Origin of the sequence: Methylobacterium sp. J-026, from assembly GCF_022829585.1 — a bacterium.
In the GTDB taxonomy this organism is placed as follows: domain Bacteria; phylum Pseudomonadota; class Alphaproteobacteria; order Rhizobiales; family Beijerinckiaceae; genus Methylobacterium.
In genome coordinates this window covers 1-25,960 of the sequence record NZ_JAKSYC010000195.1, presented here as the reverse complement: position 1 = coordinate 25,960, position 25,960 = coordinate 1, and the positions used below count along the sequence as shown (strand labels likewise).

The window sequence follows — 25,960 nt, the reverse complement described above, 5'->3', positions numbered from 1 at the left end:
GGCGCGACAGGCCCCCTTCTTCCGCACGGGAGGGGGGGCCTGTCGCGCCGCGTCATGAGCCGCGTGCCTTGAACCTGTGTCGCCCGTAGGCGTGCGGGGAGAGGGAGACACGCGGGGGACGTTGTGTGACTCTCGTCGCCCCCCGGACGCGGCCCCGCGTCGCGTCCCGCGGTGCAGGCCGATCCATCGCCGCTGGGGCGTTGGTCACCGCGCCGGCACCGGCATCTCGAAAGGTCTAACGCCGCATGCGCCTGCGCTCCGATTTCTGGGTCTCGGCCCATCTGCGCCGCCTCGGCGTCGCGGGCGTCCCGGCGGTGCTGCGCCGGCGCGGTTCGCCGGAGGCGGGGGCGATCTTCGTGAAGGTCGACCGCCTCGACGGCGCCGCCGATCTCTACGGCCCGGCACCGCAGGCCCTGTTCGAGGCGGAGGAGAGCGGGGATCGCCGCTTCGCCGCCATCGTCACCGGCGGCAGCCCGCTCGACGTGGAGGAGCGCCTGACCAAGGAGATCCGGTTCGATTCCGACCTCTGGATCGTCGAGATCGACGACCGCCAGGGCTGCCATTTCCTGGACTTGGCGGAGTGATATGAAGGCCCGCTGACCGCCTCTGCGCGTCCAGCGAAGCGATCCCGTGTCACCCCGGCGACCGGTGTCGCGCTGCCCCAGGTTACTTCGCCCCAGGTCACTTCGCTGCGCTCGTGATGACGGGTTGGATGACGCGACACCGCTCGGCGTCGCGCCCGGCCCGCACGCGACGGGATCCGTCAGCCCTCGATGATGCGCTCGTCGAGCTTGCGGTCGACGGTCGCGACCGTGCGGTCGATCTCGGCGCTGGGTTCGCCGAGTTGGTGGGAGATCAGCTTCACCAGCAGATCGACCCGCTCGATATAGGGGGCGCCGTTGGCCACCGCGCGGGCGGCCGAGGAGGGCTTCAGCAGGCTCTCGGCGGCCTTGGCGTATTTCTCGAACGGCACCTGATCGGCCGGGTCGGCGCCGAGCTTCCGGGCGATCCCGTCGACATGCTCGTAGATCGCCCGCGAGCGCGCCAGATCACCGTGCACCGCGTCGTGGATCGATTGCGGCTCGCCCGGGGTGATGCAGCGGTAATTGCCGGTGAGCAGCATCGACCACTTGGCCAGCGGCACGAACAGCGAATCGAACACCTTGAGCTTCACCGGCACGTCGTGCCCGTCGAGGCGGACGGCGTCGATATCGGCCTCCAGCTCCCGGAGCAGCGCGTTGTGGCCCTCGTCCGCGAAGGTCGCCGCCTTGAAGTTCGTCGGCAGCCCGACATGGAGGACGTTGGCCTCCTCCTCCGGGGGCCGGAACGCCTGCGGATCGGGGGAGCAGAGCGTCACCAGCCCCGGCTCGAACCGGTCCCAGACGCCGGCATTGGTGTAGGCGTCCTCAAGGTCCATGGCGGCGAGCCCCGGGATCCGCTTGAGGTAGGGCAGCGGCGGCATGTTCATGATCGACAGGCACGGCAGCTTCGCCGCCGCGATCTTGATCATCAGCACGCGGATCGTGTGGTTGTTGTATTGCGGCTCCTGCATGGCGAGGCCGACGAGGTCGTAGCGCGCCACGTCGACGTCCTCCGGCGGCATCGCGTCGACCTTGCCCGGCAGGTCGCGCGAATGGATCGACCGGTGCTCCTTCTCGTCGCGGAGCTTGATCCGGACCTCGGTGCCGTCGCGGTTGATCAGGTCGGCGGTCTTCCTGCGGCAGACCAGGGTCACGTTGTGACCGGCCATCAGGAGCTTGGTCCCCAGGAGCGAGCCGTAGGAGGCCCCCAGGATCAGGATGTTCTTGGCCATGTCGGTCCTCCCCAGCATATTGGTTTTGCTGTTGTTGTCGGGCTGCCGGGTCCTGGGCGTTGACGCTCGGCCCCATCGCTTGACCGATGGATGGCAGCGGGGCGGGGAGAAGGCAAGCCTTCTGGTATACCTGATCCCAACCGGCTCCGATGTGCGATCGGACGATGGGCGACGCGGGTTCGGAGACGCTCGGATGGCCTCTCGGATGCAAAGAACGCGGCGCGGGTCCCCTCCCCCGTGCGGGCTATGATGTTCACAGATCGCTGGCCGAGGCGTTCTCTCCTCCCCGCACGGGCGGAGGGCGACACACGTTCCAGGCACGCGGCTCATGACGCAGCGCGACCGGCCCCCTCTCCAGTGCGGGAGAGGGGTCTGCGGCGCTCCGTCATCGAGGCCGTGCCCAGACCGGTTGATCCGCCGGTCAGCGCGATCCCTATCCCCACAGTTCCGGCGTCGGCGGATGCATCAGGCTGCCCTCGTAGCGCAGCGGCGGCGCGCGGTCGCGGGCGAGCAGCAGCGGACCGTCGAGATCCACGAACTCGGCCCCCTCGGCCAGGAGCGCCGCCGGCGCCATGCCGAGCGAGGTGCCGAGCATGCAGCCGACCATGATGGCGAGGCCCCGCCCCTTCGCCTCCCGGGCGAGCAGCACCGCCTCGGTCAGGCCGCCGGTCTTGTCGAGCTTGATGTTGATCGCGTCGTAGCGCCCGGCGAGCGCGTCGAGGCCGGCGCGGTCGTGCAGGCTCTCGTCGGCGCAGACCGGAACCGGATGCGGGATCCCGGCGAGCAGCGCGTCGGCATCGGCCGGTAGCGGCTGCTCGATCAGCGCGACGCCCGCCTTCAGGCAGGCTTCGAAGTTGGCTTCCACGGTCTCCGGCCGCCACGCCTCGTTGGCGTCGACGATCAGGCGGGACTCCGGCGCGCCGGCCCGGACGGCGGCGATCCGCTCCGGGTCCCCGGCCCCGCCGAGCTTCACCTTCAGGAGCGGCCGGTGGGCGGCCTTGCGGGCGGCCTCGCCCATGCTCTCCGGCGTGCCGAGGCTCAGCGTGTAGGCGGTGATCGCCGGCCGGGGTTCGGGCAGCCCGGCGATGGCCCAGGCCGGGCGGCCCTGGAGCTTGGCTTCCAGGTCGAACAGCGCGCAGTCGAGGGCGTTGCGCGCCGCCCCCGCCTTCATCCGCGTCATCAGCTCGTCCCGGCCGATCCCCGCCGCGATGGCTTCCCCCTGCCCCTCGATCAGCGCGACCACGCTCTCGACGCTCTCGCCGTAGCGGGGATAGGGCACGCATTCCCCGCGCCCGACGCCGTTCTCGTCCGTGATGGTGGCCACCACCACGGCGATCTCGGTGCGGCTGCCGCGGGAGATCGTGAAGGCGCCGGCGATCGGGAAACGCTCCACCGAGAGGCTCAGGCGGCGGCCCATGTCAGGCCTCCGGGAAGTCGGCGACGATCCGGTCGACCAGCCCGTCCACGCCGAAGCGCACCGGGTCGGTGGCGGGCAGGCCGTGCTCGGACCCAAGCGTGTCCAGGAGCGCCCGGGCCTCGTCCTCGGCGAGCGCCTGCGTGTTCACCGCGATGCCCACCGGCTTGATCCCCGGGTTGGTCAGGCTGCCGAGCTGCACGGTGAGGTCGATGACCTGCCGGATCGTCGGCAGCGGATGCTGCACGCCGCGCATCGTCGTGCGGGTCGGCTCGTGGCAGACCACGAAAGCGTCGGCCTGGGCGCCGTGCAGCAGGCCGAGGCTCACGCCCGCGAAGGACGGGTGGTAGAGCGAGCCCTGCCCCTCGATCAGGTCCCAGTGGTTCGGGGCGGCCTCCGGCGAGATCGTCTCGACCGCGCCGGAGATGAAGTCGGCCACCACGGCATCGATGGCCACGCCCCGGCCGGAGATGAACACGCCGGTCTGGCCGGTGGCGCGGAAATCCGCGTCGAGGCCGCGCTCGCGCATGCCCCGCTCCAGGGCCAGCACGGTGTATTTCTTGCCCACCGAGCAGTCGGTGCCCACGGTCAGCAGGCGCCGACCCGCGCGTTTGGTGCCCTTGCCGGTGGGGAAGCGCTCGTCGGTGTGGCGCACGTCGTGGAGCTGGCGGCCGCGCCGGGCCGCCGCCTCGGCGATGGCCGGCACCGCGCCGAGCTTGACGTGCAGGCCGCTCGCCACGTCGAGGCCGGCCTCGATCGCCGCGACGATCTCCTTTACCCAATGGTCGGGCAGCACGCCGCCGGCGTTGACGACGCCGATCACCAGGGTCCGGCAGCCCTTGGCCAGGGCCTCCGGCAGGGTCATGTCGGGGATGCCGAGATCGGCGGCGCAGCCCGGGAGCCGCATCTGACCGATGCACCAGTCCGGGCGCCAGTCTTTGATGCCGTAGGCGGTCTTGGCCGCCAGCGTGTCGGGCACGTCACCCAGGAACATCAGGTAGGGCGTGGCGATCTGCATCGGACGGGACACCTTCTCGGGAGGCCGGCGCCCCGTCTATGCGGGATCTGGCCCGTCCGGCGCAATGCACGATGGCGGCCAGGACGGTGGACCGGGCCGCCATTCGGCGCATGCCGGCACCGCGCCCGAGCCGGAGACCCCGCTGGGGATGCGGTCGCGCTCGGGCGGACCGCCCTCACCCCGGCGGCAGGCGGAAGCCTCGCTCAGGCGGCGCGTCGTCGCCCGGCCGCGGCCTCGTCCGCCACCCGCTCGACCGGGGCGAGGACGCCCGTCGGCCGGACCATGCCCTCGGCCCCCGCCAGCGCACCCGGACGCAGTTCGAGCCCGAGGAAACGCGCGCGCTCGAACGGCCCCGGCAGGGTCAGCGCTTCCGCCAGCGCCCCCGCGAAGCCGAAGCGGGCGTAGTAGGGCGCATCGCCGACCAGCAGCACGGCGCCGTGACCGAGGGCCTCCGCCCGGCCCAGCGCGGCCTGCATCATCACCGAGCCGAGCCCCTGGCCCTGGATCGCCGGATCGACCGCGAGCGGCCCGAGCAGCAGCGCCGGCCGGGCGAGCCCGGCCTCGACATGCCACAGCCGCAGGGTGCCGACGAGCCGGCCGGCGCGGGTCGCCGCGAAGGCGAGGCCGCGGGCCGGAAGCCGTCCCTCGCGCAGGCGCTCCGAAGTCTTGGCACGTCGATTGCCGGCAAAGCACGCGTCGAGCAGGCGCTCACGCGCCGGGACGTCGTGGCCGTGCTCCGCGCGGATCTCGATCATGGCTGTGCCCTCCCCGGGCCGGCATGCGGGAGAAGCGATGGATCGTCTCGGCAGGCGATCGGGCCTGGCCGTCGCGTCCTGAGAAGCGACGGCGGCCCTTAACGCCGCATGACCGCAGGATGGTTCCGGACGAACGGAATCCGTGCGTCCACACCCTGCCGCGGCCCACCCACCGGGAACGGTCCTGGATGGAGGCCGCCCGGAGCATCCCGGGCGGCCGGCGCGATCAGATCACGATCTGCTGGAGGGGCGGGAAGCCGTTGAAGGCCACCGCCGCGTAGGTCGTGGTGTAGGCGCCCGCCCCCTCGATCAGCACCTTGTCGCCGATCGAGAGCGAGATCGGCAGCGGGTAGAGCTGCCGCTCGTAGAGCACGTCCACCGAGTCGCAGGTCGGCCCGGCGATGACGCAGGGCTCGGTCTGCTCCCCGTCCCGCGCGGTGCGGATCGGGTAGCGGATCGCCTCGTCCATGGTCTCGGCCAGCCCGCCGAACTTGCCGATGTCGAGATAGACCCAGCGCACCTCGTCGGCCTGCGCGGACTTCTTCGACACCAGCACCACCTCGGCCTCGATCAGGCCGGCATTGCCGACCATGCCCCGGCCCGGCTCGATGATCGTCTCGGGGATCCGGTTGCCGAAATGCTTGGTCAGGCCGCGGAAGATCGCCTCGCCGTAGCTCTCCACCCCCGGGACCGCCTTGAGATACTGGGTGGGGAAGCCGCCGCCGAGATTGACCATCGACAGGCCGATGCCGCGCTCCGCGCACTCGTGGAACACCGCCGCCGCGGAGCCGAGCGCCCCGTCCCAGGCCTCGGTGTTGCCCTGCTGCGAGCCGACATGGAACGAGATGCCGTAGGCCTCGAGCCCCTGGCGATGGGCGTGCTCCAGCACGTCCGCGGCCATCTCGGGCACGCAGCCGAACTTGCGCGACAGCGGCCAGTCGGCGCCGGCGCCGTCGCACAGGATGCGGCAGAACACCCGCACCTCGGCGGCCGGCACGCCCACGGTCTCGGCGGCCCGGGCGATCTTCTCGACCTCGGCCTGGCAATCGACCGCGAACAGGCGGATGCCGAGCGCGAGGGCGCGGCCGATGCAGCGCTCCTTCTTGATGGTGTTGCCGAAGGAGATCCGGTCGGCGGTGGCGCCGGCGGCGAGCACCATCTCCATCTCGGCCACCGAGGCGGTGTCGAAGCAGGAGCCCATCTCGGCGAGCAGGCGCAGCACCTCGGGGGCCGGGTTCGCCTTCACGGCGTAGAACACGCGGGTATCCGGAAGGGCGCGGGCGAAGGCGGTGTAGTTGTCGCGCACGACATCGAGGTCGAGGACCATCACGGGCCCCTCGTCCTGACCGAGGTCGCGGCGCACGCGCAGGTAGTCACGGATGCGGTCGGTCATGGTCGTCTCCCGGCACGGGTTCGCGTGCGCCCTTCGCGGGGCGCGCTGTCGAAGGTGACGGCCTGACAGGCCGCCGGCGTCAGGGGGCGAAGCGTCGCGCAGACTCACGCGGTGTGGAGACGCGTGCATCCGTGCGGGCGCAGGGCACCCGGAAGCTGCCGTGGATTGGAAGGGAGGACCCCCACCGCACGCCGGGCAAAGAGAAACAAGCCTCTTCGGTGCCGGCCTTTGGAGGGCCGACGAGACCAAAAAAGCCCGTTCGTCGTTGCTTTAAGCTGCGTCCCCCGTGGAGAGCGGGGTTCGCCGGTTTCGCCTCCGGCTGCCGGTTGTTGTCGGGGTCCGGTGTTGCCACCTGGATGCCGGCCGTAGGGATCCACCCTTGCGACCATCGATCCTTTAAGACCCCTGGCGGCTGTCCGGCAGTTGACCGGATGCCCACCAACCGACACGCGGCCACAGGCACGTGCGAAATTGGGCAAGCGGCATATACGGGGCCGCCCCCGTATCGGCAAGGGCAATACAACCTGCAGCAGCCGCTTTTCAGCCGGAAATCCACCCCCCGGGCCGCCCGTTGCAAAAACGGCGCATCCCGGGGGGCCGGGCGGGCTTCCCAAGCGGGGCGGAAGCGGGCATCTGACGGCGAGCGTGGCGTATGCAGGCGGGTGAGCGATGGGCGGGGCGAGCAGATCCACCGCGACGGCGCGGGCGTGAGCGCCCCGATCCGCCACGCGGTCGCCGTCGATCTCCCGGAGCCGGTGATCCGCGCCGCCACGCTCGCCGACCTCGACGCCCTCGTCGCCCTGGAACACGCCGCCTTCGCCACCGACCGGGCCGAGCGCCGGGCGATCCGCCACGCGATCCTGTCGCCGACCATGGACGTCCTGGCGGCCCTGCTCGACGTGCCGGACGGCGCCCCGGATCCGGTCCTCGTCGGCGCCGCGGTGCTGGAGCGGCGGCGCGGCAGCCGCATCGCCCGCCTGGCCTCGATCGCGGTCGCGCCGAACCGCGGCGGCCTCGGGCTCGGCGGAAAGATCCTCGACGCCGCCGAGGCACAGGCCCGCGCCCATGGCTGCGACCGCCTGCGGCTGGAAGTGCGGGCCGACAACGGCGCCGGCATCCGCCTCTACGAGCGCCGGGGCTATGTCCGCTTCGCGGTGCGTCCCGACTATTACGAGGACGGCATGGAGGCGTGGCGCTACGAGCGCGCGCTGTAGCACCGGGTCCGCGCGTCGATCTTCGGCGCCTGGGAACGCACGGTGCGCGCAACGGCCAGCCCGCTGTGGGCGATCGCGCCGGCGGCCGCCGTCAGGATCGCCGCCATCAGGCCGGACACCGCCTCGTTGGCGCCGACCGCGCGCCGCGTGCCCTCCCGGATCCCGGCGACCCGGGCGGCGCTGTCGTGCGTGGCCTTCGCGGTCTGTTCGGCCAGCATCTTCACCTCGGCCGCCACCACGGCGCGGCACGGACGCTGCAGGATTGTTCATCCGCGGAAGGGCGGAACATCCGCCGCCTTACGGATGCAAAGGGTTTTTGATCAATAATATTGATCTCAATTGCTGCATATCAATATAAATTCCTGATACTTGAAGTATGTGCTGCAATACGATCAGAACGCAAAACGCTATGCTTTGTTTAGACATCGTGCTACGCTGGTATTTCAACTCTTTGCACAATATGAACGAAGCGACAACCACTGTGTGCTAACAGAGTGCCGAATTCAATTTCAATGCGCCCTTGCGTCGAGGTCTGAACATGCGTCTTCCAAAAGGAGTTTCGATCCGCACGACGATGTGCCTCGTCCTGAGCGCGATGGGCCTCATCGTGCTGAGCTACGCGACGATCGCGCTGATGGAGGTGCATGGACAAGCCCGGGAGGCGGCCAGGGTCGGGACCCTGACGCAGGTGAGCCGCACCGCGCTCCAGGGTCTGCTGGCGACGCGCCTCGCGCGCGGCATCGCCCTTCAGGGCAACGCCAGCGAAACGCCCCTCGATGCCGCGTCGGTGTCCGACTTCGAGACGAATGACCAGCGGGTCGACAGCGCCGTCGTGCACATCGCGACGCTCCTGCGGGACCAGGATCTGCCCTCCGTCACGGTACCGCTCGGCGAGCTCCAGGCGGCCCGGGCGGCGCTCGCGGCCCTGCGCCCCCGCCTCGCCCAGGGCATCCGCCTCCCCAAGGCGCAGCGCGCGGCGGCCCTGCCGGCCGATACCCGGACGGCCTGGCAGGCGATGCTCGACGCCCTCGGCGCCACCGCCGACGCCGTCGATGCCGCGATTCCCCTGTCCGACCCGGTCCTGCGCCGGAACCTCACGATCAAGCGCGCCGCCTGGGCGCTGCGCATGGCGAGCGGGGATGTCGGCACGCGCATCCAGTCGACCCTCGCGGCCGGCACGTCGTGGTCCCTGGCCGAGTCCATGGCCGCGTCCAGGGAACTCGGCCGGATGGAGGCGGCGTGGCAGCGCGTGGCCGCAAGTGCGTCGGAGATCTCCGAGACCGTCCGGGCCGCGATGCAGAGCGCCAAGGCCCATAATTTCGAGGGGCCGACCCTGGCGCGCCGTCAGGCCTTGTTCGATGCGTTCAGTCAGCACACGCCGCCCGGCATCACCCTCTTGGAATCGCGGACGCGCAACACCGCCGACCAGCAGACGATCGTGGACCTCGCCTCTGTCGCCCTCGACGAGCTGATCACCCGCGCCGGCACGCTCCAAGGCCAGGCCGAAGCGGCGCTGCTGCGCAATGCCGGGGCGTTGCTCGCCTCGCTCCTGCTCGTCGGCCTGGGCCTGCTCGCGGTCTTCCGCGGGGTTCTGCGGCCGATCGGACGGATGACCGCGACGATGCGGGCGCTGGCGGACGGGGACGCCACCGCCGAGGTGCCCTTCCGGGACCGCCGCGACGAGATCGGCGCGATGGCCGCGGCCGTCCAGGTCTTCAAGGACAACCTGCTTCGCACCCGTGCCCTGGAGGCGCAGGCCGAGCAGGCGCGGCGGGCCACCGACGCGCAGCGCAAGGCCGGGATGCGCGAGATGGCCGAGGGCTTTCAGCGGACGATCGGGAGCATCATCGGCCGCGTCGCCGACGCGGCCACCGCGTTGCAGGCGACGGCGCGGACCATGAGCGGCGTCGCGGCCGAGACCGCCAGCCGGTCCACCACGGTGGCGGCCGCCGCCGAGCAAGCCTCCAGCAACGTCAACACGGTCGCGGCGGCGGCCGAGGAGCTCGGCACCTCGGTCCGGGAGATCGGCCGTCAGGTCGAGGGTTCGGCGGACCTCGCGAAGGCCGCGGCCGACCAGGTCGACCAGACCGGCGCCCTGGTGCAGGAGCTGAACAGCGCGGTCAGCCGGATCGGCGACGTGGTCGGGCTGATCTCGTCGATCGCCGGGCAGACCAACCTGCTGGCGCTCAACGCCACGATCGAGGCGGCCCGCGCCGGCGCGGCCGGCCGCGGCTTCGCGGTGGTCGCCTCCGAGGTGAAGGCGCTGGCCGAGCAGACCGCCAAGGCCACCGGGGAGATCGCCGGGCAGATCGCCCGGGTCCAGGGCTCGACGGCCCAGGCCGTGTCGGCGATCGGCGCGATCACGACCCGCATCCAGGAGATCAACGGCGTGGCGACCTCGATCGCGGCGGCGGTGGAGGAGCAGGGCGCGGCCACGCAGGAGATCGTGCGCAACGTCGGCCAGGCGGCGCAGGGCACCGGCGCGGTGACCAGCACCATCGTGGGCGTCGCCGGGACCGCCGAGGAGACCGGCCGGGCGGCGGGCCAGGTCCTCGACGCCGCCTCGGCGCTGTCGCGCCAGTCCGAGCACCTCGAGGCCGAGGTCGCCCGCTTCCTCGACACCGTCCGGGCCGCCTGACCGGCACGCGAGCGCCGGGCCGACCGGCCCCCGCCCCGTTCCCGCCCCGTTAAAGGAGTCTTACACGTCCGGCCCTACCGTGCCGACACCGTCCCGAAGCCCCTCGACGCTCATGAGTTGCCGTCCATGGCCGTGATCGCCGCCTTCATCATCAATGCCGGGCTCAACTTCGTCCTCGGCCTGCTGATCGCCAAGCTGCTCGGGCCGGCCGATTTCGGCCGGTTCGCCCTGGCGACCACCGGGGCGACCGTGCTCAACACGGTGCTGTTCGAGTGGCTGCGGCTCTCGGCGACGCGCTTCTACTCGGGGCGGGTGCGGGTCGACGAGCCCTGGATTCGCCACGGGCTCGACCGGGCCTATCTGCGCATCGGCCTGCTGCTCCTCGCCGCCGCCGCCCTGTGCGGGGCCCTCGGTCTCGGCGACGGCGCGGACGGGCACGCGGCGGTGCTGTGCGGCACCGGGCTGGCCGCCCTCGGCATCGGCGTCTTCGACTATCACGCGGCCCTCGCCCGGGCCCGGTTCGACGGGAAGCTCTATCTCGGCCTCGTCGCGGTCAAGAACGTCCTCGCCTTCGCCCTGATGGCGGCCGCCGCATGGTGGCTGCCGCAGCCCGCCTGGGTGCTGGCCGCGGCCGGGCTCAGCCAGTTCCTCGCGGTCCTCCTGCTGCGCCACCCGCTGCGCGACCCGCGCACGCCGTTCGAGCGGCCGCGCCTGTCGGCGACCTGGGGGGTCTTCGCCCGCTACGGCCTGCCGTTGATCGCCGCCAACACCGCCTACCAGTGCCTCGCCTTCGTCAACCGGGGCGCCGTCGCGGGCCAGGCCGGCTTCGCGGAGGCCGGCTACTTCGCCCTGGCGGCCGACGTCACCGCCCGCGCCCTGATGACGCTCGGCACCGCCCTCGACCTGCTGCTGTTCCAGCTCGCCGTCCAGGCCGAGGAGCGGCACGGGCGCGCCGCCGCCGAGGCGCAGGTCGCCGGGAATGCCGGCATGGTGTTCGCGCTGCTGGCGCCCTGCGCGGTCGGCTTCTGGGCCGTGCTCCCGGCGCTCCAGGCGCTGGTGGTGCCGGACGCCTATCGCGGCCCGTTCGAGAGCTACAGCGTCGCGCTGATGCCGGGCCTGTTCTGCCTGACGATGATGTTCTACGCCCTCAACCCGGTCTTCCAGATCCGCCGCCGGACCCTGCCGGTGATCGCCGCGGCCCTGGTCGGGCTCGCGGTCAACGGCGCCGGCCTGCTGGTCCTCCCGGATCGGATGGGCGGGATCGGGGTCGCCCTGGCGCAGACCGCCGGCCTCGCCGCCGCCGCGCTCTGGCTCGGCGGGCGCGCGCTCACGGGCCCGCAGCGCATCCGCCTGCCCTGGGGCGGGATCGGGGCGGCGTCGCTGGCCTGCGCCGCGATGGGCCTGACGCTGGCGCCGTTCCGCCACCTGCCCCCGGCCACCGCCCTGGCGGTGCTGGTCCCGGCCGGGATGGCCCTCTACGGGGCGCTGGTCTGGATCTTCGACATCGCGGGCCTGCGCCGCCAGGTCGGCGCGCGCCTGCATCCGGCGCGGGCGGTGGCGGCGGAATAGCCGTCCCGGCCGCCGCGGAGAAAAGCCCGCCGCTGAAAGCCCCGGCCGGCCCCGCGACGCCGCCCCCGCTTGAATCCGGTCGCCGTTCCGGCGACACCCGTCCTGGAACGGATACAAACAGCACCGGGACGGAAACGATGGGCGTCTACGAGCCCGAGACCGAGGCGCAGGCCGGGGCGATCGTGCGCGACGCCGCCGGGCGGGGCGCGCGCCTGCGGCTCGAAGGCGGCGGCACCGCGGCGGGGCTCGGCCGGCCCGCGCAGGACAGCGACACCCTCTCCGCCCGGGCACTCACCGGCGTCACGCTCTACGAGCCCGCCGAGATGGTGGTGGCCGCCCGCGCCGGGACGCCCCTCGCCGAGGTCGAGGCGCTGCTCGCCTCCCGGGGCCAGATGCTGCCGTTCGAGCCCATGGATTTTCGCGGCCTCTACGGCACCGGCGGCGAACCGACCCTCGGCGCCGTGGCGGCGATCAACAATGCCGGCCCGCGCCGGATCAATGCCGGGGCGGCCCGGGACAGCCTGATCGGCGTGCGCTTCGTCAACGGCCGGGGCGAGGCGATCAAGTCGGGCGGGCGGGTGATGAAGAACGTCACCGGGCTCGACCTCGTGAAGCTGATGGCCGGCGCGCACGGGACGCTGGGGCTGCTCACCGAGGTGACCTTCAAGGTCCTGCCGGTGAGCGAGCGGGTCGCCACCCTGGTGTTCTCCGGACTCGACGATACCCGGGCGGTGACGGCGCTGTCGGAGGCGCTGGGCTCGCCCTTCGAGCTGACCGGGGCGGCGCACCTGCCCGCGGGGATCGGCGCCCCGGAGGCGCGGACGCTGATGCGCTGCGAGGGGTTTTCCGACTCCATCGCGTACCGGACGGGGGAGCTGCGCCGCCTGCTCAAGCGCTACGGCCAGCCGGAGATCGTGGACGGCGCGGCCGGCGCCGCCCTCTGGCGCTCCGTGCGCGACGCCGCCCCGCTCGCCGAGCCCCGGGACGCCGCCCTGTGGCGAATCTCGACGGCGCCGACGCACGGGCCGGCCCTGGCGGCGGCGGTCGCGGCCGAGCGGGACGCGCGCTGGTTCTACGACTGGGGCGGCGGCCTGATCTGGCTCGCCACCGGCGCCGACGGCGATGCCGGCGCCGGGCCGGTGCGGAAGGCGGTGCAGGCCCAGGGCGGCCACGCCACGCTGGTGCGCGCCCCCGACGCGGTGCGCGCCGCCGTGCCGGTGTTCCAGCCGCTCGCCGAGCCGCTGATGCGGCTCGGCGCGGGGATCAAGGCCGCGCACGATCCCGCCGGCGTGCTCAACCCGGGGCGGATGTACGCGCAGGTGTGAGGTTCATCCCCTCCCCCCTGCGGGGAGGGGCCAGGGGTGGGGGTGGTGCAGGAGGCACCGCAGCGCTCGATCCTGAGCCACCCCCACCTCCCACTCCTCCCCGCAAGGGGGAGGAGAGCAGGCAGGAAGAGACCGTGCAAACCAACTTCGCCCCCGCCCAGCTCGCCGACCCCGCCATGGCGGCCTCGGAAAAAATCCTGCGGACCTGCGTGCATTGCGGCTTCTGCACGGCCACCTGCCCGACCTACCTGCTGCTCGGCGACGAGCTCGATTCCCCGCGGGGCCGGATCTACCTGATCAAGGATATGCTGGAGGGCGGCAAGCCGGCCTCGCAGGAGGTGGTCAAGCATGTCGACCGCTGCCTCTCCTGCCTGTCCTGCATGACCACCTGCCCGTCGGGGGTGCATTACATGCACTTGGTCGACCATGCCCGCGCCCATATCGAGACGACCTTCGCGCGCCCGGCGGATGACCGGTTCCTGCGGGCCGTGCTGGCGCAGGTCCTGCCCTACCCGGGGCGATTCCGCCTGGCGCTGATCGCCGCCAAGCTCGGCGCCCCGTTCCGGGGTCTCGTGGCGCGGCTGCCCCGGGTCGGCAACCGGCTCGCCGCCATGCTCGACCTCGCCCCGGCCGGGAGGCCGCCCCGGGAGCCGACCAACCGGCCCGGCCGGTTCCCGGCGACGACCGGGACGGCGGGACGGCGCGTCGCCCTGCTGCGCGGCTGCGCCCAGAGCGTGCTGCGGCCGGACTTCAACGCGGCGGCGATCCGCCTGCTCAACCGCCACGGGATCGAGGTGGTCCATGCCCAGGAGGGCTGCTGCGGGGCGCTGACCCACCACATGGGCAAGGAGGCCTCGGCCCACGCCCACGCCAAGCAGACGATCGACGCCTGGGACGCGGAGATCGCCAAGGGCCTCGACGCGATCCTGGTCACGGCCTCGGGCTGCGGCACGACCATCAAGGATTACGGCTTCATGTTCCGCGACGACCCGGCCTATGCCGAGAAGGCGCGGCGGGTCTCGGCGCTGGCCAAGGACGTCACCGAGTACGTGGCCCTGCTCGACCTCGCGCCGGTCGTCGAGAACGACCTCGTGGTCGCCTACCACTCGGCCTGCTCGATGCAGCACGGCCAGGGCATCCGCCTGGAGCCCAAGACCCTGCTCAAGCGCGCCGGCTTCACCGTGAAGGACGTGCCGGAGGGCCATATCTGCTGCGGCTCGGCCGGGACCTACAACATCCTGCAGCCGGAACTCGCCGGGAAGCTGCGCGCCCGCAAGGTCGCCAACATCGAGCGCATCCGCCCCGACGTGATCGCCACCGGCAATATCGGCTGCGCCACGCAGATCGGGAAGGGCACCGGCATCCCGATCGTCCACACGGTGGAGCTGCTCGACTGGGCGACCGGCGGCCCGAAGCCGGCGGCGCTCGCCGGGGTGGCGCCGCGGCTCGCGGCGGCGGAGTAACGCATCGGCGAACGACGCGCGCGCCGACCTAAGCCCACCTCCGCGCGGGCCCATCGCCCGTGACAGCCCCGTGACATCTATTCACGCTTGACCCTTGCCAAATCCGCGCGGCGGTCTGTAATGATACCGACCCCTCTCCGGTCCCGCCGGTCGCCGCAACGGCCCGCGGACGTGGCCGAATTCCTCGCGAAAACGGCCGCGGCGTCGCGGCGGGCCCTGTCGTCCCGTCTGGCGGCGACGGGTCTCGCCCCCGATCGGGCAGGTGTCGCACGACGCGGCGGAGATCCTCCGTCGCACCCCAGGAATTCACGGCCGGTCCCGATCCGGCCGAGATTGTTTCGCGAGGTCGGAACCAGGATGGACGGAAGCACGGCCCAGCATGGCGCTGCGCGTGCCCCGGAGGCGCAGGACCTGCGTCGCACCGGTCCGTCCGCCCACCCGGCCTGTTTCAACCCCAGGCGCCCAGGGCGCCGAACGGCGGTTGACGGCAATTTCCCCTCGAACCCAGCCGCCTCGGCGACGAGGCCGGCGCCATCGGCGACCGCATTCCGGTCGTGCGAGGCGCCGCCGGGACCACGGGCACGGAGAACGACGTCGGCCGCCATGCCGAGAGTCCGACATGGCCAACAAAATGCTGATCGACGCGATGCACCCGGAAGAGACCCGGGTCGTCACGGTCCAAGGGTCTAGGGTCGAGGAATTCGACTTCGAGGCCGCCAACCGGCGCCAGCTGCGCGGCAACATCTATCTCGCCAAGGTCACCCGCGTGGAGCCGTCGCTCCAGGCGGCCTTCGTGGAGTATGGCGGCAACCGCCACGGCTTCCTGGCCTTCAACGAGATCCACCCCGACTACTACCAGATCCCCCTCGCCGACCGGCAGGCGCTGCTGGAGGAGGAGGCGCGCGACGCCGAGGAGCACCGCGAGCGCGAGGAGCGCCGCCGCCGGTCGCCGCGCCGCTCCCGGGGCCGCCGCGCGGAGGCCCGCGTCCGCGGCACCGACGAGACGGTGAGCGCCGAGGATCCGCACGCGGCGCATCCGGCCGAGGATCACGGGGCGGATCACGGCCAGGGTCATGACGCGGATCACGGGGCGGACCATTCCGAGACCCCCGCCGAGACCCCCGCCGAGGCCGGGATCGCCCCCGCCGGCATGCCCGACGCCCTCGCCGAGAACCCCGAGGCGGTGCAGGAGGCGCTCGCCTCCGAGACCGAGGCCGGGGACCTCCCGGAGACACGGGCGGAGCACGCCGCCGATCCGGCCGCCGAGGCGCGGCCCGAGCACTCCGCGGCCGAGCCCGACGACGCGGTCGAGCCCGAGGCCCGGATCGCCGTCGCGGAGGCGCTGACCGTGGCCGACGCGCCGGCCGAGACCGTGGCGGAGGATGCCGCGGAGGCGTCGGGCCGCAGCGGTCCGGCCACCGGCGAGGCCGACGAGCTGTCCGACGAGGACGAGCCCGAGGAGGACGAAGACGACGAGGACGAGGACGACTCGGAGGACGACGAGGACGAGTCCGACGAGGATGAGGATTCGGACGAGGAGTCTGACGAGGAGTCGGACGATCCCGACGCCGAGCCGCGGATCGCCCAGATCGGCGGCAACGGCGATGCGCTGGCCGAGATCCCCGAGCGGCCCCGCCACTACCGCCGCCAGTACAAGATCCAGGAGGTGATCAAGCGCCGCCAGATCATCCTGGTGCAGGTCGTCAAGGAGGAGCGCGGCACGAAGGGCGCGGCGCTCACCACCTACCTGTCGCTGGCCGGCCGCTACTCGGTGCTGATGCCCAATACCGGCCGGGGCGGCGGGATCTCCCGCAAGATCACCTCGGCGGCCGACCGCAAGCGCCTCAAGGAGGTCGTGGCGGACCTGGAGGTGCCGGAGGGGATGGGCGTGATCCTGCGCACCGCCGGCGCCTCGCGCTCCAAGCCCGAGATCGCCCGGGACTTCGAGTACCTGATGCGCCTGTGGGAATCGGTCCGGGAGCTGACGCTCACCTCGATGGCCCCCGCCCTGGTCTACGAGGAGGGCTCGCTGATCAAGCGGGCGATCCGCGATCTGTTCAACAAGGATCTGGATGAGGTTCTGGTCGCCGGCGAGGAGGCCTACGCCGAGGCCAAGGACTTCATGCGGATGCTGATGCCCGGCCAGTCCAAGGTCGTGAAGCCCTACCGCGATTCGACCCCGATCTTCGCCCGCTTCGGGGTCGAGCAGCAGCTCGACGCGATGTTCTCGACCCATGTCTCGCTGAAATCCGGCGGCTATCTGGTCATCAACCCGACCGAGGCGCTGGTCTCGATCGACGTGAACTCGGGCCGCTCGACCCGCGAGCACGACATCGAGGACACCGCGCTGCGGACGAACCTGGAGGCGGCCGAGGAGGTCGCCCGCCAGCTGCGCCTGCGCGACCTCGCGGGCCTGATCGTCATCGACTTCATCGACATGGAGGAGAAGCGCAACAACCGCGCGGTCGAGAAGAAGCTCAACGACTGCCTGAAGAACGACCGCGCCCGCATCCAGGTCGGCCGGATCTCGCCCTTCGGCCTGATGGAGATGAGCCGCCAGCGCATCCGCACCGGCGTGCTCGAATCGTCCTCGATCCCGTGCGTGCATTGCGGCGGCTCGGGCTACGTGCGCGCCACCGCCTCGGTGGCGTTGCACATCCTGCGCTCGATCGAGGAGGCGCTGCTCAAGTCGGCCTCCCACAACCTCGTGCTGCGCACCCGCACCGAGGTCGCCCTCTACATCCTCAACCAGAAGCGCGGGCACCTGCGCGAACTTGAGGTCCGCTTCGGCGTGACCATCACGATCGCGGCCGACGAGCGGCTGGCGGCGACCGCGGCGTTCCAGCTCGACCGGGGGGAGACGGCCCAGCGGGCGGAGGGCCCCGTCACGGGGGTGCGCGCCCAGGCGATCTCGCCCACGACGGAGCTCGAGGACGAGGACGAAGAGATCAACGAGGCCGAGTCCGAGGTCGGGGTCGAGGCCGAGGCGGAGCCCGAGGGCGACGCCGAGGAGGGCCGCACCGAGGCGCGGGAGGACGGGACCCGCGACGAGGGGGACGGCCGCCGCCGCCGTCGCCGCCGCCGCCGGCGTGGCGGCCGCGCGGACGGCCGCGCGGAGGACGGCCGGTCCGAGGAGGAGCAACAGGACGGGGCGCGTCCGGACGAGGACGGCCGGGACGAGGACTGGGACGGCGAAGAGCCGGCCCGGACCGAGGAGCCCGTCGGCGAGACGGCCGAGGCCGCCGTCGCGGCCGGGAGCGGGACCGCCGACGAGACCGCCGCGGGCCAGGACGAGGCCGTCCCGGCCGAGGACGAGGGCGGCCGTCGCCGTCGCCGCGGACGCCGGGGCGGACGCGGGCGCGGCGAGGGCCGTACCCGCGAGGCCGCCGAGATGGAGGACGCCCCGGCCTCCGCCGAGGACGTCGTCGCCCTGTCGGCGGAGGAGCCGGTGAGCGACCGGGCCGTGGCCGAGGTCGTGGAGGCCGCGCCCGCAGCCGCCCGCGGCGAGACCGCGGTGGATCTGCCGGTGGCCGCCGCACCGGAGCCGGACGCCGCCGAACACCCCGCGGCGAACGGGGCCGCCGAGCCGGCCCCCGAGTCCGCGGTTGAATACGCGCCCGAGCCGGTCGCGGTCGTGCTGACTCCGCCGGCCGACCCGGACCGGCCCAAGCGCGCCGGCTGGTGGTCCCGCACCAAGGCCGCGCTGACGGGCGAATGAGCACCCGCGCCCCCGGATCGGTTTCGGTCCGGGGGCGCGGCACCGGGCCGTCTTCGGCGCCGGACATGCGCGCCGCAGCGCCAGCCGACCCGATAATCTTAAGGCCAATTTGAAGTTTTGATGCCATTCTGCGCACCGATTCGATTGCCGGAGCGCGTTTCATGTTCAATTTGCGCCTCAAACGCCGAGGTGCGGGGCTTCCTGCCGTAGCGGAGGCCGGCCCGGCGGTGATCGTTGCCGCGGCGCCGGCCGCGCCGGATCCGCGCCCGGAACCGGAGTTTTCCGTGAGTCGGGACTGGCAGGCCCTCCTGGCGCGGATGTCGGCCGCGGCCTCGGATGCCGGGACCTCGATCGGCTGGATGACCAACGATGCCACCGGCACCGCCGAGCAGACGCGGCTGATCGCGGCCGCGAGTGAGGAACTCGCCGCCACCACGGGGGAGATCGCCGCCCGCTCCACCTCGGCCGCCGAGACCGCCGAGACGGCCCGCGCCGGCATCGCCACCTGCGTCGGCGACCTGCAGCGCGCCACCGAGGGGATGCGCGGCATCGAGGAAGGCACCGAGGAGATCGGCAGCCGGCTCGACAGCTTCTCGACCGCGGCCCTGCGGATCGAGGAGATGGCCGGCACCATCGCGGCGATCTCGGCCCAGACCAACCTGCTGGCGCTGAACGCCACGATCGAGGCGGCCCGGGCGGGCGAGGCCGGGCGGGGCTTTGCCGTGGTCGCCGCCGAGGTGAAGACGCTGTCGGCGCAGACGGCCCGCGCGACCGACGAGATCCGCGCCCGCGTGGCCGGCCTGCGCGAGGAGATGGCGGCGATGCAGGCCGCGGTCACCCGCAGCCGCAACGCGGTCGAGGCCGGGTCCGGCGCCATGATGCGGGCCAATGCCCGCGTCGAGGCCGAGAGCGGCGCCGTCGCCAACGTCGCGGCGCAGATGCGCGAGGCCGCCGAGATCCTGAACCAGCAGATCCAGGCCACCGGCGACATCGCCCGCACCGTCGGCCAGATCGCGGAGGGCACCGACAAGGCGCGCCGGGAGATCGGCGACGCCCTCGGCCAGCTCGAGCAGATCGAGGATCTCGGCCGCACCCTGCTCGACCAGCAGACCCGGCAAGGGGCGGAGCAAGGGACGGAGGCGCGCGTGATCCGCCTCCCGGCCGACTGCGCCCTGTGGCGCCGCGCCATCGCGGCGACCCTGGTGGGGATGCGCCCGGCGGACACGCCGCCGGCGGCCGTTCCCGCCGATCCGGCCCGGCCGGCCGCCGTGGAGGTGCCCCTGGCGCAGGCCCGGGAGCAGGCCGCGGCGATGCTCCGCCACGTGCGCGCCCAGGCCTGGGACGAGGCGACCGCGGCCTTCATCGCCTTCGAGGCGGCCATCAAGGACGTGGGGAAAGCGGTCGCCGCGGCCTGACGCGGCAGCTCAGCCGTCGATCAGGCGATCGAGCCGCAGGCGGGTGATCTGCGCGACCTCCTCCAGGGCGGTCTCCATCTCGGCCGCCCGATCCCGGCCGAGGCGGGCCTCGAACGCGGCCAGGATCTCGGCCCGTCCGCGCCCGCGCACCGCGATGATGAACGGGATGCCGAACCGGGCGCGATAGGCGGCGTTCAGGCGGTCGAAGGCCGCCGCCTCGGCCTCGCTCATCCGGGCGAGGCCGGCGCCGTCCTGCTCGCGCGCCGAGTCGTCCGTCAGGCTGCGTGCCCGCGCCTCCGGGCCGGCGAGTTCCGGATGGCCGTTGAGGAAGGCGAGCTGCGCCGCCGCGGGGGCGGACCGCACCGCCCGCATCATGGCCGCGTGCAGGTCGGCGACGCTGGCGAAGGGCCGCGCGGCCCAGGCGTCCCGCGCCACCCAGGCCGCGTGCTCGAACACGCCCCCGAGGCGGGCCTCGAAGGCGCCCGCATCCATCCGGTTGACGGCGGCGAGGTCGGTCACGGCCTCAGCTGCCGCGATAGGTGGTGAAGCTCCCGGGCGCGCACAGCATCGGCACGTGGTAATGCTGGGCCGGGTCGAAGATCGCGAAGCGCACCACGGGGTCGTCGATGAAGATGTCGGCCTGCGCGGTGCCGGGCCGGCGCCGGAAATAATCCTCGACGTGGAAGGCCAGCTGATACTGGCCGACCCGGGCCTCCTCGGGCGCCAGGATCGGCTGGTCGGTGCGGCCGTCCGCGTTCGTCACGACGCTCTTCACGAGCCGCCACGTCTCGCCCTCCAGGACGGAGAAATCGATGCGGATCCCCGCGGCGGGGCGGCCGCGATCGGTGTCGAGGACGTGGGTCGAGATGCCGGCCATAAGTCGATGTCCTGACGGTCGGGGGATCGAGGTCAGCTGCCGCGATAGTAGGAATAGCCCCAGGGCGTGAACAGCACCGGCAGATGGTGGCGCTGGCCCGCGTCGCGGATCCGGAAGCGGATCGGCACGCGGTCGAGGAAGTTCGGGCTCGGCAGGCTCACGCCGCGGGCGGCGAAATAGGCCGCGACATGCATCAGCAGCTCGTACTGGCCGACCCGCAGCGCGGCATCGGCGAGGAGCGGCTCCGCCGGCCGGCCGTTAGCGCCCGTGACCACGGTCTTGATCGGCGTGAGGGTGTCGCCCTCCCGCCAGGCGAGATCGCAGACCATGCCGGCGGCCGGCGTCCCGTGGAAATTGTCGATGGCGTGCAGCGTCAGGCGCGGGCCGAGACCCGCCTGCGAGACCGGCGCGGCGGCGAGCGGGCCGGGCTGGCCCGGGGACGCGGGCGCCGGGCCGGCCTGGGCCAGCGCGCCGCCGGACGCGGCGGCCGCGGCCCCTCCGAGGCCAAGGCCGGCGAAGTGGCGGCGTGTCAGAGCAGGTGTCTCCACGGCGGGCTCCCGTCACGCCGCCGGCCGCGCCGACGATCGCTCATGGGGCTCCGGGAGGCAAGGGACACGCCAGGATCGGCGCGGCGCAAGGAAGCAGATCGAGGGGGGGTCGCATCGCAGGTCACGGGTCACGGCATCGCGGGACGTGCAACCGCCCGGAACAAGGGCTCGGGCTGGCCCCGCGATACGGCGTAGCCCTAAGCCCCCGGCCCGTTCGCGGCGGCGCGCCGCGCGCGCTCCTTGCGCAGTTCCCGCTCGGCCAGGAGCCAGAACTCGATCTCGAATCCCTCCGGCCGGTGGTTGCGCTCCCACAATTCGTAGGCGCGCTCGCGGATCTGCTCGAAGGGGATGGTGTCCGGCGCCGGGGCCGGGGGAGACGCGGTCTTGTCGTCGGACACGGACGATGAACCCGAGGCGTGAGGCGGGTGCTCCGGAGCCGAGGGCCCCGGAGGCGGATGAACGTCGGACGTCACGGCGACGCCGCCGGCCTCCTCACATGGCCGGCTTGTCGAGATAGGCGGCCACGCTGGTGATCCGGCTCCCCACCATCGTGACGGCCTTGCGCAGGCGCTCCTCGCTCACGCCGAAGCGCTGGGCCCAGGCCTCGCGCATGGCGCGGTCGTAGATGTCGATATGCGTCTTGCCTCTGGGTTCGGTGGACATGCTGCGCGTCCTGATCTGTGCCTGCGCCGCGGCGGTGCCGGGCCATCTGCTGAGACAACCGAGCGTCACCGCCTTCGGTTGCCGAGCCGGGCCCGGGTCGATGCGGGCCTGTGGACGGATCAGGGCCCGGGCGTCGCGGGCCGCGGGACGGGCGCGCGCCGGGGCTCGGTCGGCTCCGCCTCCGGCCCGACCCGGGCGGCCACGAAGGCGGTCAGCAGCGGCACCAGCAGCGCCGAGACGACGACGCTCGCCGCCACCAGCACGGTGGCGGGGCCGGCGGCCTCCGCGTAGGCGGGGTTGGCGGCCGCGATGATCGCCGGCACCGCGGCGGCGTTGCCGGCCGTGGAGGCGGCCGCCACCCCGGCGACCCCGTTGCCCCCGGTGAGCCGGTCGGCGACGAACAGGACCGCACCCGTGACCGCGACCACCGCCGCGCCGAGGCCGATCCCGAGCAGGCCCGCCTGCCAGATCTTGCCGAGGTCCAGCCCGAACCCGAGCGCGAAGGCGAAGAACGGGATCATCACCGGGGCGGCCCCCGATAGGAAGGCGCGCATGTCGCGGTCGAAGTTGCCCAGCACCATGCCGACCACCAGCGGCAGGATGCTGCCCACCAGCGTCGGCCACGGGAAGGCGGAGAGGCCCGCGAGCCCGAGGGTCACCATGGTCAGGAACGGGCCGGATTCGAGGCTCATGATCGCGTAGGCGCCCGCGTCCTTCGGGCGGCCGAACTGGCCCATCAGGGCGAGGTACAGCCCGCCATTGGTGTCGTTCATGGCGGCGACGATCGCCAGGGTCGAGAGCCCCGCGAAGGCCCCGCCCACGATGGGCGCCTCGCCCAGGACTTGGCCGAAGACCACGCCCAGGATCGCCGCGACGCCGACCTTGGTGGCCAGCAGGACGCCGCCCTTGCGGGCGATCGCCGGGGTGGCGCGGAAGTCGATGCCCGCGCCCATGCAGACGAAGAACACGGCCAGGATCGGCAGCGCGCCGTTGAACAGCGCCCCGGTGAACGAGCCGAAGAAGGTCGCGGTGTTCGGGAACAGCGTGTGGAGGATCGCCCCGAGGAAGAGCGGCACCACCATCAGGCCGCCGGGGACGCGCTCCAGCGCGCGCTTGATCGGAATCTGCATGGGCCGCCCTCCGGTGCGGCCCCTGTCCCGAGGCCGGCACCCGCACATCCCCCCGGCGCCAGCTACAACCTTTCGATAAGTGCGTGCAACACAGGGGTGAACCGCCGACGTGTCGACAACCCGGCTGCCCCATCGCCGACTTGGCCGTCGTTGCGCGCGAAGGCGGTACCGGATGTCGTCAGCCCTTTCCGGCCCGGCCGAGGCGCCTGCCGGTCCGGCGGAGGCCCCCGTCAGCGCCTCGGCCGACAGCATCTACCACGCGGCCCGCACGGGAATCGCCGACGGGACCGACGCGGCGCAGGCGCGCCCGCCCAGCGAGTACGATCTCACCGGCCGCGAGAGGCCCCGGGGATGCCTTGCGGCCCGGTCGAAGGCGCGGCAGAATGCGGGCATGTCGGTCGAAGCCGTGTATCTGTTGAGGAAGGACCAGCCCGGCTGCGCCATCCGGGAGCTCGACGACGTGCGCCTGCTTTCGGACGTCGTGACCCTCGATGGGGACACGATCCCCGCCGGTCGCGAGGGGACGGTGGTCGCCGTCTGGGGTTTGGGTGACGCGTTCGAGGTCGAGTTTCCGGAACCGATGGGCGCTCTGGCGACGGTGGAAGCGGCGTGCATCGCGCGGATCGGGCGCTCGGTGCCTTGATCGACCGGGATCGGGAACCGCTTTTCGAGGTTCCCGAAGACAAGATCGTCCATTACCTGCTGAACGTGAACCATCCGAAAGACGGTCCAAAAGCACGGTATTTCCTGACCTTCGGCTTCGATCCGTCCTGACCCATGCAGTTGGCGGAGGCGCTGCTGGCCCAGCGGACCGCGACCGGCCTGCGGATTCAGGAAACGGACGTCGCGGGACGAAGACGCCTGATCTACGAGGGCCCGATCGTCGCCCCCGACGGGCGCAGCCCGACCGTGCGAACGGTGTGGCCGCTCTCCGACGGCGTTGCGTGGCGTCTCATCACCGCCATCCCGCGGACACGGTGAGGAACCGCTCCGCGCCGTCTCCGCGGCATTCCTTGACCCGCCGCGCAGGACGGGCGTATCCGGCGGACACCGTCACAACACGCTGTGGTTGCCGATCGCGGGAAAGCCAGGGATGAGCGCCGGAGCAGGCCTTCGCGCGCGGCGCGCCGGTGCTGGCGGCGACCACGCCGCCATCGGGCTCGGGCAAACGCCGTGAGCGCCTCGCCCCTGCCAAGACCCGCCTGCCAAGACCCGCTTGCCATGACCCGCTTGCCATGACCCGCCTGCCATGATCCGCCTGCGCCTCATCGCCGACGACCTGACCGGCACCCTCGACACCGCGGCCGGCTTCACCGGCCTGTGCGGGCCGATCCCGGTGGCGTGGCCGGAGATCCTGACCGATGCCGGGTCCGGGTGCCTGGCGATCGATTCCGGCACCCGCGAACGGGCGGCCGCGCCGGCCGAGCGGATCGTCGGGGCCGTGGCGCCCCGCCTCCGCGGGGCCGACATCGCCTTCAAGAAGGTCGACAGCCTGCTGCGCGGCCCCTGGGCGGCGGAGCTCGCGGCGGTGATGCGGATCGGCGCCTGGGACCGCTGCATCGTCGCGCCGGCCTTCCCCTACCAGGGGCGCCGCACGGTGGACGGGCGCCAGCACGCCCGGGGCGACGGGGGCTGGGGGCCGGTCTCCGGCGACATCGCCGCGGCGCTGCGGGCCGCCGGGCTGCCGGCGCGGCGGGCCACGGTGGCGGAGGGCCCCGTGCCCGGCGTGGCGGTCTACGACGCGGCGTCGGACGCCGATCTCGCCCGGATCGCGGATCTCGGCCGCGGCGGCCCGGTCCTGTGGTGCGGCAGCGGCGGCCTCGCGGCGGCGCTGGCGCGGGGCGCGGCGGCGCCGGGCGACGACCGCCTCGTCGGGCCGGTGCTCGGCCTGTTCGGCTCCGACCGGCCCGAGACCGCGGCGCAGCTCGCAGCCTGCGGCCGCCACCGGCTGGTCCTGGCCCCGGACGATACCGACCATGCCGGATCGGTGAGCGCGCGCCTCGATCGGGACGGCGTCGCCCTGGCGAGCCTGGCGCTCCCGGAGGGCACCGCCCGGGAGGCCGCCGCCGCGCGGATCGCCGGGGCCTTCGCGGGTCTCGTCGACCGGATTCCGCAGCCCGGCACGCTGCTGGTGGCGGGCGGCGAGACCCTGAAGGCGCTCTGCCTCGCCCTGCAGGTCGAACGCCTCGACGTCACCGGCCAGATCGCCCCGGGCCTGCCCCGCTCGACCCTGCGGGGCGGTCGCTGGGACGGGCTTGCGGTGGTGTCGAAATCCGGCGCCTTCGGAACGGAGGGCGTCTGGCGGGATCTACTTCATCGGAACGGCTTCACGCCCGACAGGAGCGACCCATGACCCCTCACCTCGCGATCACCATGGGCGATCCGGCCGGGATCGGCCCGGAGATCATCGTCAAGGCCGCCGCCCGGCTGAAGGACCGGATCGCTGCCGGTGATCTGCGGCTTGTCGTGATCGGCAGCAATCCGGCCCTGCACCGGGCCGAGGCGGCGCTCGGCCTCCTGCCCGAGCCAATCCCGGAGGTGACCGAGGACGGCGCCTGGCCGGCCCTCTGCTGCCTCCAGGCGGACGCCGAGGGCGCCCCGATCGAGCCCGGCCGGCTCTCGGCCGATGGCGGTCGCTTCGCCTACAAGGCGATCGAATCCGGGGTGCGCCTCGCCCTGGCGGGCCGGATCGGCGGCATCGTCACGGCACCGCTCAACAAGGAGGCGCTCAACAAGGCCGGCTACCACTATGCCGGCCACACCGAGATGCTGGCGGAGCTGACCGGCGTGCGCGGCTCGGTGATGATGCTGGCCCACGGCAACATGCGGGTCTCCCACGTCACCACCCACGTCGCCCTGGAGGACGTGCCCAAGCGCCTGACCCCGGAGCGCCTGCGCCTCGTGATCGACCTCACCGACAAAGCCCTGAAGGGCCTGGGTATCACGAACCCGAAGATCGCCATCGCCGCGCTGAACCCCCATGCCGGCGAGGGCGGCCTGTTCGGGC

At 72.8% G+C, this 25,960-nt stretch carries 25 protein-coding genes; 13 read left to right on the top strand and 12 right to left on the bottom strand.

Annotation, left to right across the window (positions count from 1 at the left end):
• Nucleotides 1-245: 245 nt before the first annotated feature.
• A complete protein-coding gene (locus MKK69_RS18185; protein WP_243970104.1) occupies nucleotides 246-584 on the top strand; it encodes a DUF1491 family protein in 339 nt (112 codons plus the stop codon).
• A 179-nt stretch (nucleotides 585-763) separates the two neighbouring features.
• Here the strand turns inward: MKK69_RS18185 and MKK69_RS18180 are convergent, their stop codons facing one another.
• The 5 genes from MKK69_RS18180 to MKK69_RS18160 form a co-directional block, all read right to left on the bottom strand.
• Nucleotides 764-1,813, bottom strand: a complete 1,050-nt coding sequence (locus MKK69_RS18180; protein WP_243970102.1) for a ketopantoate reductase family protein — start codon at nucleotides 1,811-1,813, stop codon at nucleotides 764-766.
• A gap of 433 nt (nucleotides 1,814-2,246) precedes the next feature.
• A complete protein-coding gene (dgcA, locus tag MKK69_RS18175) occupies nucleotides 2,247-3,230 on the bottom strand; it encodes an N-acetyl-D-Glu racemase DgcA (protein ID WP_243970100.1) in 984 nt (327 codons plus the stop codon).
• 1 nt (nucleotide 3,231) lies between these two features.
• A complete protein-coding gene (dgcN, locus tag MKK69_RS18170; RefSeq protein ID WP_243970156.1) occupies nucleotides 3,232-4,245 on the bottom strand; it encodes an N-acetyltransferase DgcN in 1,014 nt (337 codons plus the stop codon).
• 203 nt (nucleotides 4,246-4,448) lie between these two features.
• The gene (locus MKK69_RS18165; protein WP_243970098.1) at nucleotides 4,449-5,000 is read right to left on the bottom strand and encodes a GNAT family N-acetyltransferase; all 552 of its coding nucleotides are present in this window, start codon (nucleotides 4,998-5,000) and stop codon (nucleotides 4,449-4,451) included.
• Nucleotides 5,001-5,226: 226 nt separating this feature from the next.
• Nucleotides 5,227-6,393 (bottom strand): type III PLP-dependent enzyme, encoded by a 1,167-nt coding sequence (locus MKK69_RS18160; protein WP_243970096.1) that lies wholly within the window; start codon nucleotides 6,391-6,393, stop codon nucleotides 5,227-5,229.
• 707 nt (nucleotides 6,394-7,100) lie between these two features.
• Here MKK69_RS18160 and MKK69_RS18155 point away from each other — a divergent pair.
• On the top strand, nucleotides 7,101-7,607 hold the full coding sequence (locus MKK69_RS18155; RefSeq protein ID WP_243970094.1) for a GNAT family N-acetyltransferase: 507 nt from the start codon (nucleotides 7,101-7,103) through the stop codon (nucleotides 7,605-7,607).
• On the opposite strand, the gene MKK69_RS18150 is transcribed toward MKK69_RS18155, so the two are convergent.
• Complete coding sequence (locus tag MKK69_RS18150) at nucleotides 7,589-7,825, bottom strand: hypothetical protein (protein WP_243970093.1); 237 nt, start codon at nucleotides 7,823-7,825, stop codon at nucleotides 7,589-7,591. The genes MKK69_RS18155 and MKK69_RS18150 overlap by 19 nt on opposite strands.
• 356 nt (nucleotides 7,826-8,181) lie before the next feature.
• Here MKK69_RS18150 and MKK69_RS18145 point away from each other — a divergent pair, with 356 nt between their 5' ends.
• From MKK69_RS18145 to MKK69_RS18120, 6 genes are all read left to right on the top strand, one after another.
• Nucleotides 8,182-10,245 carry a methyl-accepting chemotaxis protein gene (locus tag MKK69_RS18145; RefSeq protein ID WP_243970091.1) on the top strand — a complete coding sequence of 688 codons (2,064 nt, stop codon included), beginning with the start codon at nucleotides 8,182-8,184 and terminating at the stop codon, nucleotides 10,243-10,245.
• Between the two features lie 126 nt (nucleotides 10,246-10,371).
• Complete coding sequence (locus MKK69_RS18140; RefSeq protein ID WP_243970089.1) at nucleotides 10,372-11,814, top strand: lipopolysaccharide biosynthesis protein; 1,443 nt, start codon at nucleotides 10,372-10,374, stop codon at nucleotides 11,812-11,814.
• A gap of 137 nt (nucleotides 11,815-11,951) precedes the next feature.
• Nucleotides 11,952-13,139 (top strand): FAD-binding protein, encoded by a 1,188-nt coding sequence (locus MKK69_RS18135; protein ID WP_243970087.1) that lies wholly within the window; start codon nucleotides 11,952-11,954, stop codon nucleotides 13,137-13,139.
• 134 nt (nucleotides 13,140-13,273) lie between these two features.
• Nucleotides 13,274-14,602, top strand: coding sequence for a glycolate oxidase subunit GlcF (glcF, locus tag MKK69_RS18130; protein WP_243970086.1), 1,329 nt, complete (start codon nucleotides 13,274-13,276; stop codon nucleotides 14,600-14,602).
• Nucleotides 14,603-15,221: 619 nt separating this feature from the next.
• Nucleotides 15,222-18,320, top strand: coding sequence for a ribonuclease E/G (locus MKK69_RS18125; RefSeq protein WP_243970084.1), 3,099 nt, complete (start codon nucleotides 15,222-15,224; stop codon nucleotides 18,318-18,320).
• Nucleotides 18,321-18,604: 284 nt separating this feature from the next.
• Complete coding sequence (locus MKK69_RS18120; protein ID WP_243970082.1) at nucleotides 18,605-19,735, top strand: methyl-accepting chemotaxis protein; 1,131 nt, start codon at nucleotides 18,605-18,607, stop codon at nucleotides 19,733-19,735.
• 9 nt (nucleotides 19,736-19,744) lie between these two features.
• Here the strand turns inward: MKK69_RS18120 and uraD are convergent, their stop codons facing one another.
• From uraD to MKK69_RS18090, 6 genes are all read right to left on the bottom strand, one after another.
• A complete protein-coding gene (gene uraD, locus MKK69_RS18115) occupies nucleotides 19,745-20,254 on the bottom strand; it encodes a 2-oxo-4-hydroxy-4-carboxy-5-ureidoimidazoline decarboxylase (protein ID WP_243970080.1) in 510 nt (169 codons plus the stop codon).
• A gap of 4 nt (nucleotides 20,255-20,258) precedes the next feature.
• Nucleotides 20,259-20,612, bottom strand: a complete 354-nt coding sequence (gene uraH / locus MKK69_RS18110; protein WP_243970078.1) for a hydroxyisourate hydrolase — start codon at nucleotides 20,610-20,612, stop codon at nucleotides 20,259-20,261.
• A gap of 32 nt (nucleotides 20,613-20,644) precedes the next feature.
• On the bottom strand, nucleotides 20,645-21,160 hold the full coding sequence (gene uraH, locus MKK69_RS18105; protein ID WP_243970076.1) for a hydroxyisourate hydrolase: 516 nt from the start codon (nucleotides 21,158-21,160) through the stop codon (nucleotides 20,645-20,647).
• Nucleotides 21,161-21,357: 197 nt separating this feature from the next.
• Nucleotides 21,358-21,558 carry a DUF2934 domain-containing protein gene (locus MKK69_RS18100; RefSeq protein WP_243970075.1) on the bottom strand — a complete coding sequence of 67 codons (201 nt, stop codon included), beginning with the start codon at nucleotides 21,556-21,558 and terminating at the stop codon, nucleotides 21,358-21,360.
• A gap of 94 nt (nucleotides 21,559-21,652) precedes the next feature.
• Complete coding sequence (locus MKK69_RS18095) at nucleotides 21,653-21,823, bottom strand: DUF3606 domain-containing protein (RefSeq protein WP_243970073.1); 171 nt, start codon at nucleotides 21,821-21,823, stop codon at nucleotides 21,653-21,655.
• 119 nt (nucleotides 21,824-21,942) lie between these two features.
• Nucleotides 21,943-22,953 carry a 2-keto-3-deoxygluconate permease gene (locus tag MKK69_RS18090; protein WP_279598473.1) on the bottom strand — a complete coding sequence of 337 codons (1,011 nt, stop codon included), beginning with the start codon at nucleotides 22,951-22,953 and terminating at the stop codon, nucleotides 21,943-21,945.
• Nucleotides 22,954-23,125: 172 nt separating this feature from the next.
• On the opposite strand from MKK69_RS18090, the gene MKK69_RS18085 reads away from it, so the two are divergent.
• From MKK69_RS18085 to MKK69_RS18070, 5 genes are all read left to right on the top strand, one after another.
• On the top strand, nucleotides 23,126-23,596 hold the full coding sequence (locus tag MKK69_RS18085) for a DUF4926 domain-containing protein (RefSeq protein ID WP_243970072.1): 471 nt from the start codon (nucleotides 23,126-23,128) through the stop codon (nucleotides 23,594-23,596).
• Entirely contained in the window at nucleotides 23,593-23,727 is a 135-nt protein-coding gene (locus tag MKK69_RS31040; protein WP_279598472.1) for a DUF6883 domain-containing protein, read from the top strand. The genes MKK69_RS18085 and MKK69_RS31040 overlap by 4 nt, the downstream gene beginning before the upstream one ends.
• Nucleotides 23,728-23,730: 3 nt before the next feature.
• The gene (locus MKK69_RS18080; protein WP_243970071.1) at nucleotides 23,731-23,934 is read left to right on the top strand and encodes a DUF6883 domain-containing protein; all 204 of its coding nucleotides are present in this window, start codon (nucleotides 23,731-23,733) and stop codon (nucleotides 23,932-23,934) included.
• A 268-nt stretch (nucleotides 23,935-24,202) separates the two neighbouring features.
• Entirely contained in the window at nucleotides 24,203-25,306 is a 1,104-nt protein-coding gene (locus tag MKK69_RS18075; protein WP_243970069.1) for a four-carbon acid sugar kinase family protein, read from the top strand.
• Nucleotides 25,303-25,960 (top strand): PdxA family protein (locus MKK69_RS18070; RefSeq protein WP_243970066.1); only part of this gene is annotated, 658 nt, incomplete at its 3' end. The genes MKK69_RS18075 and MKK69_RS18070, both read left to right, overlap by 4 nt.